We start from the raw sequence: 15,565 nt of genomic DNA, 5'->3' as shown, positions 1-15,565 counted from the left end.
CCGTCCCTCCTGCCTAGGTAAATGCTGCTGTTTAAAAGACTGTTCTTCGGACGGTACCCCAGCATTGTCACCCGCGACCGCAGGGGACGGCTGACGAACCCGCCTTCCCATGCTTCAACGGCGGGAAGCGGATAAGGGTTCCCGTCAGATCTCCGTCAGATCTCTGACAGATCCTCGTCCGGCCCTCGTCCGGTCCTCGTCCGATACGGACCGGCTCAGCCGCCGTACACGTGCGGGGCGAGCGTCCCGACAAACGGGAGATTGCGGTACTTCTCTGCGTAATCCAGCCCATAGCCAATGACGAACTCATTGGGAATGTCGAAGCCGACCCATTTGACGTCGAGAGTGACCTTGGCCGCCTCGGGCTTGCGCAGCAGCGTGCATACATTCAGGGACGCCGGCTCACGCGAACCGAGGTTCGACAGCAGCCACGAGAGCGTCAGGCCCGAGTCGATGATGTCCTCGACGATCAGGACGTGCTTGCCCTTGATGTCGGTGTCGAGGTCCTTGAGGATCCGGACCACGCCGGAGGACTGGGTACCCGCGCCGTAGGACGACACCGCCATCCAGTCCATCGTGACGGGGGTGGACAGAGCGCGTGCCAGGTCCGCCATCACCATCACAGCGCCCTTGAGGACGCCGACGATGAGCAGGTCCTTGCCCACGTACTCCGCATCGATCTTGGCTGCCAGCTCGGCCAGCTTCGCGTCGATTTCTTCCTTGGTGATGAGCACCGACTTGAGGTCGGTGCTCATGTCGTTCGAGTCCACCCGCATCACTTTCGTAGTACTTCGGCTCAGCCCTGCCGAATGACCAGTCTGCCACCCTGGCGTCGCGCCTCCACCCGGCCGGGCAGGTTGATGCCTCCCTGCCCGCGCCAGCCGGTGATCAGCCGGTCGACCTCTTCGACGTGCCGCGCGAAGAGGGACCCGGCCGGAGAGCCCGCGGCGAGGACCGCGCGGCGCAGCACCCGGCGGCGCACGGCCGACGGCAGGACATGGAGTTTGGCGCACTCCAGCTGCCCGATCTCGTCCCGTGCGGAGGCGTCCGCCTGGGCGGCCCAGGCGTCCAGGGCGTCGGCGTCGTCCCGGGACAGCTGCGCCGTACGCGCCAGCGCCTCCACGACGCCCTTGCCGAGCGCCTTCTCCAGCGCCGGCAGCCCGTCGTGGCGCAGCCGCGAGCGGGTGTACGCGGGATCGGTGTTGTGCGGGTCGTCCCAGACGGGAAGCGACTGGACCAGGCAGGCCTTGCGGGCGGTCTGCCGGTCGATCTGGAGGAAGGGCCGCCGGTAACGGCCGGCCGCCCCCGAGACGGCCGCCATTCCGGAGAGCGAGCGGATGCCTGAGCCGCGGGCGAGGCCGAGCAGGACCGTCTCGGCCTGATCGTCGCGGGTGTGGCCGAGCAGGACCGCGGCGGCGCCGTGGCGCTCGGCGGCGTCGTCCAGCGCGGCGTAGCGCGCGTCGCGGGCGGCGGCTTCGGGCCCGCCGCTGTGCCCGACGGTCACGGCGACGGCTTCGACGGGGTCGAGCCGCAGCGCGTCGAGCCGCTCGACGACCTCCGAGGCCCGCAGGTCGGAGCCGCCCTGAAGGCCGTGGTCAACGGTGATGCCGCCGGCCCTGAAGCCGAGCTTGGGCGCCTCGAAGGCGAGGGCGGAGGCGAGGGCCATGGAGTCGGCGCCGCCGGAGCAGGCGACCAGCACGAGCGGCGTCGGCGGCAGTTCGTGCGCGCCGCCGTGCGAGGCGGACAGTGCGTGTGCGGGGATGTCGTTCAGTACGTCGTGAAGTACGCGGCGGACCGCCAGGCGTATCGCTGCGACCGCAGGATGGGGACCCATATCCGGTGCCCTTCGGTGAAGTGGGAGGGTGCCTCGGGAGGAAAAGCCAGTCACTCAGAGTGCGTTGATGGTGACAGAGCCGAGCCAATACCCGAGCATTGCACGCCTACCCAGCCCTCACGGTCCCTCGGATGGGTGATTCAAGGGGCGTTCTTCTGCCGTCGGCCGCATCGGATTTACGACTCTGTCTTACGGTGCACCCGCGCGACCCAGTCCGCCGGTTTGGCGATCTCCGACTTGGTGGGGAGGGTGTTCGGAGAGGTCCAGATCCGGTTGAAGCCGTCCATTCCGACCTCTTCGACCACGGCTCGAACAAAGCGCTCGCCGTCGCGGTACTGGCGCAGCTTGGCGTCCAGGCCGAGCAGCTTGCGCAGCGCCTGGTCGAGGCGGCCGGCGCCCTTGGCCCTGCGCTGCTGGAACTTCTCGCGGATCTCGGCGACGGACGGCACCACGTCGGGGCCGACGCCGTCCATCACGAAGTCCGCGTGGCCTTCGAGCAGTGACATGACGGCGGTCAGCCGGCCCAGGATCTCGCGCTGCGCGGGGGTCTGGACGATCTCGACGAGGCTGCGGCCCTCGTCCTCGCCCTCCTCACCCTCGGGACGGCCGCCGGCCAGTGACTGGGCCGCTTCGCGCAGCCGCTCAAGGACGGTCATCGGGTCGACCTCGGTCTCGCCGAGGAACGCCTGGATCTCGCCCTCCAGGTGGTCGCGCAGCCAGGGCACGGCCGTGAACTGGGTGCGGTGGGTCTCCTCGTGCAGGCAGACCCAGAGCCTGAAGTCGTGCGGGTCCACCTCAAGCTCGCGCTCGACGTGCACGATGTTGGGGGCGACGAGCAGCAGCCGCCCGCCGCCGTTGGCCCCGGCCGGGAACTCACGGCTCGCGGGGGCGAAGGTCTCGTACTGGCCGAGGACGCGCGAGGCGAGGAACGACAGCAGCATGCCGACCTCGACGCCGGTCACCTTGCCGCCGACCGCGCCGAGCACGGCGCCGCCGGGGCCGCCGCCCCTGCGTTCCTGCATCTTGTCGAGGAGGGGCTTCAGGAGCTCCCTGAACCCGGCGATATTCGCCTTGATCCAGCCGGCCCGGTCGACGACCAGGACCGGGGTGTTCTCCGGCTCGTGCCCCTCGGGGATCATCCGCGTGAAGGCGCGCACATGCTCCTCCGCGGCCTTGGCATGCCGACGCAGCTCCGCGACGACGGCACGCGCCTCGTCACGACTCACGTCGGGGCCCGGCCTAACCAGCCGGGTCGCGGTCGCCACCGCGAGATTCCAGTCGACCATCTCCGCACCACCGATGCTCGTCATGCGCCAACCGTACGTGGTCCAACCCGCCCGCGGTGAGGGGTTGCCCAGCACCCGCGACCCTGAAGTTCCTCGGGGTTCACTTGCGGCCCGGCCGTCCCTCGGAGGGGGCGCAGCCGCAGTTGGCGATGGTGGAGGCCAGCCGGTCGAGGGCGGACTGGGCCGCGTCGGGGGTCGTGGCGCCCGAGGAGAGGAAGGCGAACGAGAGGAGCCGGCCGTCCGCGTCGACGACGGTGCCGGCCAGAGTGTTCACCCCGGTGAGGGTGCCGGTCTTGGCGCGGACCATGCCCGTACCGGGTGATTCCTCGCGGTAGCGGCTCTTGAGGGTGCCGCTGAACCCGGCCACCGGAAGGCCCGTCAGGACGGGGCGCAGGCCGGGTCGGGCCGGGTCCGCGGCGCGGGCCAGCAACTGGGCGAGGAGGGCCGCGGAGATCCGGCCGGCCCGGTCGAGGCCGCTGCCGTCCGCAAAGCGGGCTCCGGACAGTGGCAGTTCCATCTTCTTCAGCCGGGACCTGACCGCCCGGCCCGCTCCTTCGAAGCTCGCGGGCTGACCGGACGCGAGGGCGGTCTGGCGGGCGAGGGCCTCGGCGATGTCGTTGTCACTGTGGGTCAGGGCGCGCTCGACCAGGGCGGACAGGGGCTCGGAGAGGGTCTTGGCGACCGGCTCGGCGCCCTTCGGGGCCTTCCCGCCGGCCGGGTCGCCCTTGGTCTTGATACCGCGCTCCCGCAGCAGCTCGGCGAAGGCGCGGGCGGCGTCGCCCGCGGGGTCGCCGGTGCGCGGGGCGGGGCCGCTGCGGGAGCCGTCGAGCCGGCCCTCGTCGAGCATGAGCGCGCTGACGGGGCTGATGTTCTCGTTGGGGCTGATGGGGTGAAGCTCGGGTCCCGAGTAGAGCGTCGTGTCGTAACTGATCTCCGCCTCGCCGACGCCGCGGTCCTTCAGCACCCTGGCCGTGTCGTCGGCGAGGGCGCGCAGTCCGGCCCGGCCGAGCGTCGGGTCGCCGCCGCCGACCAGCGTGATCCGCCGGCCGTCGGGGACGGCGGTGACGGTGGTGGCGATGCGGTGGTCGGGGCCGAGCGCGGAGAGCGCGGCGAACGTCGTGGCGATCTTGACGGTGGAGGCGGGGGTCATCGGGTCCCGGGACCCTCTCCCGTACACCTGGGTGCCTGTCGCGGTGTCGATCACCGAGGCGGTGCGGATCTTGCCGAGCGTGGGGTCGTCGTACAGCAGGGGCCCGAGCGCGTCGGCGACGCCGCTCTTGGCGGGCGGCGGCACGGGGGCGCCCAGCGCGGCGAGTACGCCGGCGGCGCTGGGGGCGGGCGCGGGGGTGTCGCGCGCCGGTGTCTCGTGATGTGCGCCACCCGTACGGTCCTGGGACGCGGCCCACTCCCGCTCGGCCTTACGCTGACCGGAGTCCCAGGGGCCTGCCGCGGCCACCGTCCCGGCAGACAGGGCGAGACCGACCACGGCGGCGCCCGTCGCGAGCTGCCACATTTTCCACTCCGGCACCGCGGACCAGCCCCTTTCGCAACCACACACCTGCGTGAGGGACACTTAACCACCCGAAGTATGTGCTGATCATGGAGGAGCCACCCGTGGAGTTCGACGTCACCATCGAGATCCCGAAGGGTTCGCGGAACAAGTACGAGGTGGACCACGAAACCGGTCGGATCCGCCTTGACCGTCGACTCTTCACCTCGACCAGTTACCCGGCGGACTACGGCTTCGTCGAGAACACCCTCGGCGAGGACGGCGACCCGCTGGACGCCCTTGTCATCCTGGAGGAGCCGACCTTCCCGGGCTGTGTCATCAAGTGCCGCGCGATCGGCATGTTCCGGATGACGGACGAGGCCGGTGGCGACGACAAGCTGCTCTGTGTCCCGGCGTCGGACCCGCGTGTCGAGCACCTGCGCGACATTCACCATGTCTCGGAGTTCGACCGCCTGGAGATCCAGCACTTCTTCGAGGTCTACAAGGACCTGGAGCCCGGCAAGTCGGTGGAAGGCGCCGACTGGGTCGGGCGCACCGAGGCAGAGGCCGAGGTCGAGGCCTCGTACAAGCGCCTGCAGGCGCAGGGCGGCCAGCACTGACAGGGTTCGAAACCGACGAGCCCAGGCTCGTCCGGCAGCGCGGCGGGCGGTGCACCCCAACGGGGGTGCGCCGCCCGCCGCGTGTTGGGTCCTGCGTGACCTGAAGGCCCGCTTCCGCATACTGGGCCTGCGGGCGATCGCGAGCGTGGCGAAGCGAACGATTGCAACGAGCGCGACGTACGACAGCAGGAACGACAACAAGAACGACAACAAGCACTACGGCAAGAACGAGCAGGGCAAGGAGCGGGGCAAGTGGTGGCTGAGCCGAAGCGCGGCGGTCATGGGGCCGAGGACAACGGGCCCGACGACCGCAAGCCGCAGTCGGACGAGGCGCGCAGCGCCTTCACGCCGCCGTCGGGCGGACGGCAGCCCGAGTTGGCCGAGGAGGAACACCCGACCTCCGAGTTCGCGCTGCCGCAGGGGTTCACCACCGAACTGCCCACCCCGCCCGAGGCGTCGGCGTTCGACACGCCGAGCACGTACAGCGTCCGCAACGCGCCCACCTTCACCCCGGCCCACGGCATCCCCGTGATCCGGCTGACCAAGGAGGCGCCCTGGCAGGACCGGATGCGCACCCTGCTGCGTATGCCGGTCGGCGACCGGCCCGTCACGGAGCCGGTGCAGCGGCACGACGACGCCGGGCCCGCCGTGCCGCGCGTGCTCGACCTGACGCTGCGTATCGGTGAGCTGCTGCTCGCGGGCGGCGAGGGCGCCGAGGACGTCGAGGCCGCGATGTTCGGGGTCAGCCGGGCGTACGGGCTCGACCGCTGCGAGCCGAACGTCACGTTCACCCTGCTGTCGATCTCCTACCAGCCGTCGCTGGTGGACGACCCGGTGACGGCGAGCAGGACCGTGCGCAGGCGGGGCACCGACTACACACGGCTGGCGGCCGTCTACCACCTCATCGACGACATCACGTCGCCGGACACCGACGTCACGCTGGAAGAGGCGTACCGCACGCTGGCGGAGATCCGCCGTAACCGCCACCCGTACCCGGGCTGGGCCCTGACGGGGGCCAGTGGGCTGCTGGCCGGCGCGGCCTCCGTGCTGGTCGGCGGTGGTCCGGTGGTCTTCCTGGCGGCGATGGTCGGCGCGATGCTCGGCGACCGGCTCGCGTGGGTGCTCGCGGGGCGCGGGATCCCGGAGTTCTACCAGTTCGTGGTGGCGGCGATGCCGCCCGCCGCGATAGGAGTCGCGCTCACGCTGGCGCCTTCGACCTCGCTGTTCGACACCCAGCCGTCCGCCGTCATCACCGGTGGACTCTTCGCGCTGCTGCCGGGGCGGGCCCTGGTGGCGGGCGTGCAGGACGGCCTGACCGGCTACTACATCACCGCGTCCGCGCGACTGCTCGAAGTCATGTACTTCTTCATCGCGATCGTCATGGGCGTGCTGATCGTGCTCTATCTGGGCCTGCAGCTGCACGCCGAGCTGCACCCGGCCACGGCCCTGGAGGGCACCGAGCGTCCGGTGACCCAGATCCTCGCGTCGATGCTGCTGTCGTTCGCCTTCGCCATCCTGCTCCAGCAGGAGCGCAACACCGTGCTGATGGTGACCCTGAACGGCGGGGTGGCCTGGCTCATCTACGGTGCGATGAACAACGTCGGCGGGATCTCACCGGTCGCGTCGACCGCCGTCGCCGCCGGTCTGGTGGGCCTCTTCGGCCAGCTGTTCTCGCGCTACCAGTACGCGTCCGCGCTGCCGTACGTCACGGCGGCGATCGGTCCGCTGTTGCCGGGCTCCGCGACGTACTTCGGTCTGCTCGGCATCGCGCAGAACGACCTGAACGCCGGGATGACCTCGCTGTCGAAGGCGGCCGCGCTGGCGCTGGCCATCGCGATCGGGGTCAACCTGGGCGGCGAGATCTCCCGGCTGTTCCTCAAGACGCCGGGGACCGGCCGGGGAGCCAGCCGCCGCGCGGCCAAGCGGACGCGCGGCTTCTGATCTCCTACCGGCTCAGCGCGTCTGATCTACTATCGGCTCAGTGCTGTGGGGCTACGGCGCCTCAGCGCTTGGCGTGGCGGCCGCGCGAGGTCGGGGGCAGCCCGTCCTGGCCGTCGGCCGCGGTGGCCGCCGCCTTCTTGTTCTTACTGCGGGCGCGCAGGAACTCGATCACGATCGGCAGCACCGAGACCAGCACGATGCCGATCAGGATCGCCTCGATGTTCTCGTGGACGAACTGCACGTTGCCCAGGGCGGCGCCGAGCAGTGTCACGCCGGCGCCCCAGAGCACACCGCCGATGATGTTGAACGTGACGAACGAGCGGTAGTTCATCTTGCTGACGCCGGCGATGATCGGCGTGAACGTACGCACGACGGGCACGAAGCGGGCCAGGATCAGGGACTTGGGGCCGTACTTCTCGAAGAACTCGTGCGCCTTCTGGACGTTCTCCTGCTTGAAGAGCTTGGAGTCCGGCCGGTTGAAGAGCGACGGGCCGACCTTGCGGCCGAAGAGATAGCCGACCTGGTCGCCGATGACCGCCGACAGGACGACCAGCGTGCAGACCAGCCACAACGGGGTGTCGAGCACGCCCGTGGTCACCAGGATGCCGGTGGTGAACAGCAGCGAGTCGCCCGGCAGGAAGAAGCCGATGAGCAACCCGGACTCGGCGAAGACGATGAGCAGCAGACCGGCGAGCCCGAACTGCTCAAGGAGGTAGGTCGGCTCAAGCCAGCTCGGTCCGAGCGACAGCGTATTCACGGGTACCGGGCTCCAGGGTGGGATCGTCAGCGGCGGGCTTGCTGCCAAAGCTACAACGTGGCCGGGCCCCGCCTGGTTCCAGTGTTCCTCAGCCAATCCTCCGCCCCGGGCCGGGGCGGAGCCCCCCACGTGCCTGCTTGCATGGCGCTCATTTGCCGTCTCACATGGTGCGGATGGCGTTCGCCAGCATCGCCTCCCGCTGGAAGGCCGCCAGGCCTGGCTTGATCCGGTCGATGTTTCGCGTGAAACGTTCGTCGGCGACGTACATCTCGGCCAGTCCGACGTGGATCTCGTAGCTGCACGTGTAGTGGTTGGCGCTGATCCAGCCGCGGTGCGCCTCGGCGACATCCATCGCGGCCGGGGACTCGGGCTCGGCGCCGGATTCCATCAGGGCGACGAAGCGGCGGTTGATGGCGTCGGCCTCGGCCTGGATCCGCTGCCAGTCCTCCTTGGTGTACGAGGCGCTGCGGCGCCGGGACTCGCGGTACGCGTCGGAGCCTCCCCAGCGCTCTTCGACCTCCTGCGCGTACGCCTCCGGGTCGTGGTCCCCGAAGACCTCGAACTTCTCCTCGGGGGTGAGATTGATGCCCATCTTTTTCGCCTCCATGACGGTTTCGACGGCGGCGGCCATCTCCTGAAGCTTGGTGATCCGGGCGGACAGCAGCTCGTGCTGGCGCCGCAGGTGGTCCTGCGGGTCCGCGGCGGGGTCGTCCAGGAGGGCCGCCACCTCATCGAGCGGGAAGCCGAGCTCCCGGTAGAACAGGATCTGCTGCAGCCGGTCGAGGTCGGCGTCGTCATAACGCCGGTGGCCCGCGTGGCTGCGGCCGCTCGGGGAGAGCAGCGCGATCTCGTCGTAGTGGTGCAGGGTGCGCACCGTCACTCCGGCGAATCCGGCGACCTGTCCCACGGAATAGCTCACGGTCACGTCTTCCGCTCCTTCGTCTCCCGCTCAGCACTTTGCTGGACGCACCTCAGCCTGGGTCCTCACGTCACGTGAGATGCAAGCCTTTACGCCACACGATCATGCGGCTTATGTCCCGTTATGGTGAGTGCATGGCACTTCACAAGGGCGGCCCGGGGCACCTGGACGGCAAGGCCGAGGGAACCAGCGAGCAGTACCGCAGACTTTCCCTCAATCCCTTCTACGGCGCGGCCGACCCGGTCGGCGCCATGGAATCCGCCCCGCCCACGCACCGCCTCCCGGACGGCCCGGTGCCGCCCTCGACGGCGTACCAACTCGTCCACGACGAGCTGATGCTCGACGGCAACTCCCGGCTCAACCTCGCCACCTTCGTCACCACCTGGATGGAACCCCAGGCGGACGTCCTGATGAGCGAGTGCCGGGACAAGAACATGATCGACAAGGACGAGTACCCGCGCACCGCCGCGCTGGAGCAGCGCTGCGTCGCCATGCTCGCCGACCTGTGGAACGCACCGGACCCGGCGACCGCCGTCGGCTGCTCGACGACCGGGTCCAGCGAGGCCTGCATGCTCGCCGGGATGGCGCTCAAGCGCCGCTGGGCCAACCGGAACGCGGACCGCTATCCGGGCAGCGCCCGGCCGAATCTGGTGATGGGCGTCAACGTCCAGGTGTGCTGGGAGAAGTTCTGCAACTTCTGGGAGGTCGAGGCGCGGCAGGTCCCCATGGAGGGCGACCGCTTCCACCTCGACCCGCAGGCCGCGGCCGACCTCTGCGACGAGAACACCATCGGCGTGGTGGCCGTGCTCGGCTCCACCTTCGACGGCAGCTACGAACCGGTCGCCGAGATCTGCGCCGCGCTCGACGCGCTCCAGGAGCGGACGGGGCTCGATGTGCCGGTGCATGTCGACGGGGCGTCGGGCGCGATGTTCGCGCCGTTCGTCGACGAGGACCTGGTGTGGGACTTCCGGCTGCCGAGGGTGGCGTCCATCAACACCTCGGGGCACAAGTACGGCCTGGTCTACCCGGGGGTCGGCTGGGCCCTGTGGCGCTCCCCCGCAGAGCTGCCCGAGGAGCTGGTCTTCCGGGTCAACTACCTCGGCGGCGACATGCCGACCTTCGCCCTCAACTTCTCCCGGCCCGGTGCGCAGGTGGTCGCGCAGTACTACACGTTCCTGCGGCTCGGCCGGGACGGCTTCCGGGCCGTGCAGCGGACGACGCGGGACGTGGCCATGGGGCTCGCGGAGCGGATCGAGGCGCTGGGCGACTTCCGGCTGCTCACGCGGGGCGACGAACTGCCGGTGTTCGCGTTCACCACGGCGCCGGAGGTACGCAATTACGACGTCTTCGACGTGTCGCGGCGACTGCGGGAGCGGGGGTGGCTGGTGCCGGCGTACACCTTCCCGGCGAACCGGCAGGACCTGTCCGTCCTGCGGATCGTGTGCCGCAACGGGTTCTCGGCGGATCTGGCGGCGCTGCTGCTCGAAGCGCTCCGGGATTCGCTTCCGGAGCTGCGGGGGCAGGCGGAGCCGGCGGGGGCGGCGGGACGCGCGAAGTCTTCGTTCCATCACTGATGGCGGTGCGTGTGTGTGGGGGGGGGGGGGGGGGGCGGGTGCGGCGCTGTCCCCTACTCGCCACCCACATTCATCAAACTTGACTAGAGGAGATCCCCCTCATGGGGCACGCCCGTCGCGTACGGGTTCTCATCTCCGTCCTTGAGCACCCCCAACACCGGCTCACCCTCCCCCGCGAAGGTGTACGCGCCGGCCTCGATCCGCTCGATCAGGCCGCGCGTCCACTCGGCCCCCGCGTCCGCCGAGTGCACCCACATGTGCATGATCTCGCCGATGTGACCCAGCGACTCGGGGCCGTCCTCGGGTGTGTAGAAGTCCGTCGCCGAGGAACGCCACGCCTCAAGGCCGCGCACCCGCTGCTTGAGCAGTTCGATCACCTCGGCCCGTTCCAGGTCGACGATGAATCCCACCCCGGCCGACAGCACGTCCATCTTCTGGTCGTACGTCGTCAAGGCCTCGCGGAGCAGCGCGAAGAACTCCTCGGTGCCCTTGTCGGTGAGCTCGTACTCGGTGCGCGGCGGGCCGCCGACGGTGCTCGGGGCGATCTCGTGGGCGTGCAGCATCTCCTGCTTCGCCAGCTGCTTCAGTGCGTGATAGATCGACCCGGGTTTGGCGTTGGACCACTCATGGGCGCCCCAGAACTCCAGGTCGTTGCGTACCTGGTAGCCGTGCGCCCGCCCGTGCTGACGGACGGCGCCGAGTACCAGCAGGCGGATCGCTGACATCGCAGCGCACCTTTCGTTCTTTGCTCCATTGCCCCGTTTGGGCTACTCAATTTTGACTAGCTTATCGGTGCGCTGGTGTGGCGGACGGGTGCGGGTGCGGTGCCTGCGGCGCTGTGCGCAGGGGTCTACCCCCAGCCCTCGCCGCCGCCCCGCTCCTGCGCCACCAGGTCGAACGCGCCCTTGCCGTCCAGGGATTCGCGGACGATGTCCGCGTGGCCCGCGTGGCGGGCCGCCTCCTCCACCATGTGCAGCAGCAGCCACCGCATCGAGACTTCCGCGTCCTTGGGGAACCAGGGCGCTTCGGGCAGCGGGAAGGTGTCGTTCAGGCTCGGGACCTCACGGATGAACGACTCCGTCTCCGCCGCCACCCCGGCCCAGAACTCCAGCACGCCGGCCACCGTCTCGTCGCCGACCAGGCGGAAGCTGTCGCCCCAGGTCGCCTCGGTGCGCGCCGCTTCGTTCGGGCGCTGTTGCGCCATCCGCAGCCAGTTGAGTTCCATCTCGGCGACGTGCTTGAGCAACCCGGAGAGCGACAGCTCGCTCGCGCTGGGGCGGGTCGCCGCCTGCTCGTCGGTGAGACCGAGCACGGAACGGCGGACCGCCCCGCGCTGCGCCTCCACGAAGGCCAGGAGCGCGCCGCGCTCGTCGCCGGATGCCTCTGCCGGAACGTGAGTGACCATGATGTCCGCCTTGTTCGAGGTTCGAGGTTCGAGTCGGAGAAGATGCCTCCACGCTACGAACCCTTGCGGTCAGGTTCTGTCCGCAAGCCGCGCAAGCCGCGTAATCAGCGCACTCAGCGCACTCAGAATCGGCCCGCTCAGAATCGGCCCGCTCAGAAGGGGAACCTCGACCGGCCGTGCTGCACCGAGATCCACTTCTGGGTGGTGAACGCCTCGATCATCGACTCGCCGTTCAGCCGCCCGGAACCCGAGTGCTTCTCGCCGCCGAACGGGACGATCGGCTCGTCATGGACCGTGCCGTCATTGATGTGGATCATGCCGGTGTTGATGCGCTTGGCCAGCTGCACACCACGCTCGACGTTCCCGGTGTGCACCGCGCCGCTCAGGCCGTACGGGGTGTCGTTGGCGATCCGGATCGCCTCTTCCTCGCCGTCGAACGGGACGATGAGCGCGACCGGGCCGAAGATCTCCTGCGAGAGCACCGGCGAACCGGGCGCGATGTCTGTCAGCACGGAAGGCGCCACCAGGTTGCCCACGGTCTGCCCGTGCAGCAGTGCCGTCGCGCCCGCCTCGACCGTATGGGTGACCAGCGCCGAAACCATCTCGGCCTGCGAGGAGTTGATGAGCGGGCCGATGTGGGTCTGCGGGTCCGCGGGGTCGCCGACCTTCAGCGTCTTCACCTTGGCGACGAACTTCTCGGTGAACTCCTTCTCCACCGTGCGGTCCACCAGGATGCGGTTGGCGGCCATGCAGACCTGTCCCTGGTGCACGAACCGGCTGAAGACCGCGGCGTCCACGGCGTAGTCGACATCGGCGTCGTCCAGCACGATGAGCGCGCTGTTCCCGCCGAGTTCGAGGATGGCCCGCTTGAAGTTCGCCGCGCACACGGTGGCGACATGCTTGCCGACCTTGTCCGAGCCGGTGAAGGAGATGACGGAGGGCACCGGGTGCTCGATCAGCGCGTCGCCGATCTCCGCTATGTCGGTGATCACGACATTCAGCAGCCCGGCGGGCAGGCCCGACTCCTCGAAGACCTTGGCGACCAGGGAGCCGCCGACGATCGGCGTGTTCTGGTGCGGCTTGAGGACAACGGCGTTGCCGAGTGCCAGGGCCGGCGCGACGGACTTGATCGACAGGAGGAAGGGGAAGTTGAAGGGGCTGATGACGCCCACGACGCCGACCGGGAGGCGGTAGACCCGGTTCTCCTTGCCGTCCGTCGGCGAGGGCAGGATGCGGCCCTCGGGCCGCAGCGCCAGCTGGACCGCCTCGCGCAGGAACTCCTTGGCGAGGTGCAGCTCGAAGGCCGCCTTGAGCCGGGTGCCGCCCAGCTCCTCGACGATGGCCTCGACGATCTCTTCCTCGCGGTCCTCGACGACCCGCAGGGCGCGCTCGAAGACCAGCCGCCTGGTGTACGGGTTGGTGTCGCCCCAGGCCACCTGCGCGCGCTCCGCCGCCCGGTAGGCCTGGTCCACCTCGTCGGCGGTCGCCACAGCTATGGAGGCCAGCTTCTCCCCGTTGTACGGGTTGAAGTCGATGATGTCCCAGGAGCCGCTGCCCGCCCTCCACTCACCGTCGATGTACTGACTGGCCAGCTCGGTGAAGAAGGACATGACACCCCTTGGTCGCAGGACTCACGCATGACGTGGCGTCATCGTACGGGTGTTTCAAAGGAGTTGGAGTAGACCACGGAGGACGTCACGGCTCTCCGCAGGACCCGGGCTGTCGGCTTTCAGCCGCCCCATTACCCGTTCGTACTGGGCGACCTCCTCGCGCTTGTCCAGATACAGCGCGCTGGTCAGCTGTTCCAGGTAGACGAGGTCGGAGAGATCGGACTCCGGGAAGCGCAGCATCGTGAAGGCGCCGCTCTCGCCCGCGTGCCCGCCGAAACTGAACGGCATGATCTGGAGTGTGACGTTCGGATGCTCCGACACCTCGATCAGGTGCCTCAACTGCCCCTGCATCACAGAGCGGTCGCCGTAGGGTCTGCGCAGGGCCGCCTCGTCCAGAATGGCGTGAAAGCGCGGCTGCCGCTCGGAGACGAGCACCTTCTGGCGCTCCAGCCTCAGCGCGACCCGTCGGTCGATCTCGGCGCGCGGCGCATCGGGGATCCCCCGGCTTACGACCGCGTGTGCGTACGGCTCCGTCTGCAACAGCCCGTGCACGAACTGGACTTCGTAGATCCGAATCAGCGAGGCTGCGGCTTCGAGGCCGACGTACGTCTGGAACCAGCCAGGCAGCACATCGCCGTAACTGTGCCACCAGCCCGCCACGTTGGCCTCGCGGGCGAGGCCGAGCAGGGACTCGCGCTCCGTGCCGTCGCTCACGCCATAGAGGGTGAGCAGATCCTCGACGTCCCTGGCCTTGAAGCTCACCCGTCCCAACTCCATGCGACTGATCTTGGATTCGGACGCACGGATCGAGTAGCCGGCCGCCTCACGCGTGATGCCACGTGTCTCGCGCAGCCGCCTCAGCTGAGAACCCAGCAGGATGCGCCGCACCACGGAGCCGCTCGACTCGTCTGCGGTCACTTCTCCAACCCTCCACAGTCCGACAGTTCAAAAACGGAACACCATCCCCCGGTGCCCCGAGTGCCGCAGTCTGCCATCAAAACCCTTCAGCCTGTACTCATTCGGTTACGGAAATGGCAAGACGTCCGTAAGACAACGAAAGAGATCGCAGGGAGAAATGAGCAAGAACCGGCACGGGGGCGGACAGGTCCGGCGCCTGCACGTGCATCTGCCCTTGCATCTGCCGTACGCATTCGGAACCATGGTCCTCGCGCGCACCTGCATGCTCTTTCGTACGCGAATCCTGGGAGTGCCTCGCATGGGGACGAATGGATCGACCATGCTCGAGCCGTTAAGGCAGGGGCTACCCCCCATCGACCCCGCAGCCGTGTCCAGCTCGGCATCGTGCGCGCTGCCCGCGAGATACGAAGCGGTGCGGGGGGCGAGACAGTTCACCAAGTCGACGCTCGGACAGTGGAACCTCTGCGAGCGCTTCGACGACGTCGCCCTGGTCGTCTCGGAGCTCGTCACCAATGCCCTGCGGCACGCCCTGCCCGCGGACACCCCGCGTGAGCGCGAGCAGGAGGCGCCCGTACGGCTGCATCTGATGCACTGGACCTCACGTCTGGTGTGCGCCGTGCGCGACCCCAGCCGGGAGAGCCCGGTCGCGCGCGAGAGCGACGACTTCTCGGCCGAGTCGGGCCGCGGTCTGTTCCTGGTGGATTCCTTCAGCGACAGCTGGGGCTGGCACCCGCTCGCCGGGACACTGCACGGCAAGGTCGTCTGGGCACTGTTCCGACTGCCGGGCGGGCAGCCGTAGGAGACCGGCCGCCGGGCGGACAGCCGCAGTGAACCGGCCGCCGGGCGGACAGCCGCAGTGAACCGGCCGCCGGTGGCGGGGCGCGGCCAGAAAGCGCCTACTGCCAGGACGGTCGAGGAAACCGGTGCGGCCGAATACCGACGGTCAGCCGCCGGCTGTCAGATGGTCGAACTCGCCCGCCTTGGCGCCGATCAGCATCGCCTCTATTTCGGCAGGCGTATAAACCAGGGCAGGGCCGTCCGGATGCCGCGAATTGCGCATCGCGACATTCCCGCCCGGCAGTTTCGCGAACTCCACACACGAGCCCTGCGAGTTGCTGTGCCTGCTCTTCTGCCAGACGGCCCCGTGAAGCTCTGTGGCCGCCATGCCGTTGTACGCGTGGTGCACAGGTCGCTCCCGGAAGTGCAGATGTC

General features: G+C 69.1%; 15 protein-coding genes. 4 read left to right on the top strand and 11 right to left on the bottom strand.

Annotated features, from left to right (window positions below; translation table 11 throughout):
* Window positions 1-215 precede the first annotated feature (215 nt).
* The 4 genes from hpt to dacB form a co-directional block, all read right to left on the bottom strand.
* The gene (gene hpt, locus ABCR94_RS31285; RefSeq protein ID WP_347123943.1) at window positions 216-776 is read right to left on the bottom strand and encodes a hypoxanthine phosphoribosyltransferase; all 561 of its coding nucleotides are present in this window, start codon (window positions 774-776) and stop codon (window positions 216-218) included.
* A 20-nt stretch (window positions 777-796) separates the two neighbouring features.
* The gene (tilS, locus tag ABCR94_RS31280) at window positions 797-1,834 is read right to left on the bottom strand and encodes a tRNA lysidine(34) synthetase TilS (protein WP_347123941.1); all 1,038 of its coding nucleotides are present in this window, start codon (window positions 1,832-1,834) and stop codon (window positions 797-799) included.
* Between the two features lie 176 nt (window positions 1,835-2,010).
* Entirely contained in the window at window positions 2,011-3,144 is a 1,134-nt protein-coding gene (locus ABCR94_RS31275) for an Rv3626c family coenzyme F420 biosynthesis-associated protein (protein WP_347123940.1), read from the bottom strand.
* A gap of 76 nt (window positions 3,145-3,220) precedes the next feature.
* On the bottom strand, window positions 3,221-4,633 hold the full coding sequence (dacB, locus tag ABCR94_RS31270) for a D-alanyl-D-alanine carboxypeptidase/D-alanyl-D-alanine endopeptidase (protein ID WP_347124070.1): 1,413 nt from the start codon (window positions 4,631-4,633) through the stop codon (window positions 3,221-3,223).
* A 101-nt stretch (window positions 4,634-4,734) separates the two neighbouring features.
* On the opposite strand from dacB, the gene ABCR94_RS31265 reads away from it, so the two are divergent.
* Both ABCR94_RS31265 and ABCR94_RS31260 read left to right on the top strand, forming a co-directional pair.
* Window positions 4,735-5,229, top strand: coding sequence for an inorganic diphosphatase (locus ABCR94_RS31265; protein ID WP_283516579.1), 495 nt, complete (start codon window positions 4,735-4,737; stop codon window positions 5,227-5,229).
* A 255-nt stretch (window positions 5,230-5,484) separates the two neighbouring features.
* On the top strand, window positions 5,485-7,170 hold the full coding sequence (locus ABCR94_RS31260; RefSeq protein ID WP_347123938.1) for a threonine/serine exporter family protein: 1,686 nt from the start codon (window positions 5,485-5,487) through the stop codon (window positions 7,168-7,170).
* 61 nt (window positions 7,171-7,231) lie between these two features.
* Here ABCR94_RS31260 and ABCR94_RS31255 read toward each other — a convergent pair whose 3' ends face one another.
* Window positions 7,232-7,927, bottom strand: coding sequence for a DedA family protein (locus ABCR94_RS31255; protein WP_347123937.1), 696 nt, complete (start codon window positions 7,925-7,927; stop codon window positions 7,232-7,234).
* Window positions 7,928-8,087: 160 nt separating this feature from the next.
* Window positions 8,088-8,846: a MerR family transcriptional regulator gene (locus ABCR94_RS31250; protein ID WP_347124069.1), complete on the bottom strand. Its 759-nt coding sequence runs from the start codon at window positions 8,844-8,846 to the stop codon at window positions 8,088-8,090.
* Window positions 8,847-8,980: 134 nt separating this feature from the next.
* Between ABCR94_RS31250 and gad the strand changes: the two genes are divergently transcribed.
* Window positions 8,981-10,420, top strand: coding sequence for a glutamate decarboxylase (gad, locus tag ABCR94_RS31245; protein ID WP_347123935.1), 1,440 nt, complete (start codon window positions 8,981-8,983; stop codon window positions 10,418-10,420).
* An 83-nt stretch (window positions 10,421-10,503) separates the two neighbouring features.
* Here gad and ABCR94_RS31240 read toward each other — a convergent pair whose 3' ends face one another.
* The 4 genes from ABCR94_RS31240 to ABCR94_RS31225 all read right to left on the bottom strand — a co-directional run bounded on the left by ABCR94_RS31240 (window position 10,504) and on the right by ABCR94_RS31225 (window position 14,353).
* Entirely contained in the window at window positions 10,504-11,145 is a 642-nt protein-coding gene (locus ABCR94_RS31240; protein WP_347123934.1) for a PadR family transcriptional regulator, read from the bottom strand.
* Window positions 11,146-11,270: 125 nt separating this feature from the next.
* On the bottom strand, window positions 11,271-11,825 hold the full coding sequence (locus tag ABCR94_RS31235; protein ID WP_347123932.1) for a DinB family protein: 555 nt from the start codon (window positions 11,823-11,825) through the stop codon (window positions 11,271-11,273).
* Window positions 11,826-11,977: 152 nt separating this feature from the next.
* On the bottom strand, window positions 11,978-13,435 hold the full coding sequence (locus tag ABCR94_RS31230) for an aldehyde dehydrogenase family protein (protein ID WP_347123930.1): 1,458 nt from the start codon (window positions 13,433-13,435) through the stop codon (window positions 11,978-11,980).
* Between the two features lie 54 nt (window positions 13,436-13,489).
* Complete coding sequence (locus ABCR94_RS31225) at window positions 13,490-14,353, bottom strand: Sco1979 family transcriptional regulator (RefSeq protein ID WP_347123929.1); 864 nt, start codon at window positions 14,351-14,353, stop codon at window positions 13,490-13,492.
* Window positions 14,354-14,651: 298 nt separating this feature from the next.
* On the opposite strand from ABCR94_RS31225, the gene ABCR94_RS31220 reads away from it, so the two are divergent.
* Window positions 14,652-15,152 carry an ATP-binding protein gene (locus ABCR94_RS31220; protein WP_347124067.1) on the top strand — a complete coding sequence of 167 codons (501 nt, stop codon included), beginning with the start codon at window positions 14,652-14,654 and terminating at the stop codon, window positions 15,150-15,152.
* A 144-nt stretch (window positions 15,153-15,296) separates the two neighbouring features.
* Here ABCR94_RS31220 and ABCR94_RS31215 read toward each other — a convergent pair whose 3' ends face one another.
* Window positions 15,297-15,539, bottom strand: coding sequence for a DUF397 domain-containing protein (locus ABCR94_RS31215; RefSeq protein ID WP_347123927.1), 243 nt, complete (start codon window positions 15,537-15,539; stop codon window positions 15,297-15,299).
* Between the last annotated feature and the right edge of the window lie 26 nt (window positions 15,540-15,565).

It is taken from the genome of Streptomyces changchenzhani (assembly GCF_039766235.1).
Lineage (GTDB): Bacteria > Actinomycetota > Actinomycetes > Streptomycetales > Streptomycetaceae > Streptomyces.
This window is presented reverse-complemented; position numbering and strand designations above follow the sequence as displayed.

Coding starts and splice junctions, on each gene's coding strand:
- hpt (WP_347123943.1), bottom strand. CDS start 776: ATGCGGGTGGACTCGAACGACATGAGCACCGACCTCAAGTCGGTGCTC.
- tilS (WP_347123941.1), bottom strand. CDS start 1,834: ATGGGTCCCCATCCTGCGGTCGCAGCGATACGCCTGGCGGTCCGCCGC.
- ABCR94_RS31275 (WP_347123940.1), bottom strand. CDS start 3,144: ATGACGAGCATCGGTGGTGCGGAGATGGTCGACTGGAATCTCGCGGTG.
- dacB (WP_347124070.1), bottom strand. CDS start 4,633: ATGTGGCAGCTCGCGACGGGCGCCGCCGTGGTCGGTCTCGCCCTGTCT.
- gad (WP_347123935.1), top strand. CDS start 8,981: ATGGCACTTCACAAGGGCGGCCCGGGGCACCTGGACGGCAAGGCCGAG.
- ABCR94_RS31240 (WP_347123934.1), bottom strand. CDS start 11,145: ATGTCAGCGATCCGCCTGCTGGTACTCGGCGCCGTCCGTCAGCACGGG.
- ABCR94_RS31235 (WP_347123932.1), bottom strand. CDS start 11,825: ATGGTCACTCACGTTCCGGCAGAGGCATCCGGCGACGAGCGCGGCGCG.
- ABCR94_RS31230 (WP_347123930.1), bottom strand. CDS start 13,435: ATGTCCTTCTTCACCGAGCTGGCCAGTCAGTACATCGACGGTGAGTGG.
- ABCR94_RS31220 (WP_347124067.1), top strand. CDS start 14,652: ATGGGGACGAATGGATCGACCATGCTCGAGCCGTTAAGGCAGGGGCTA.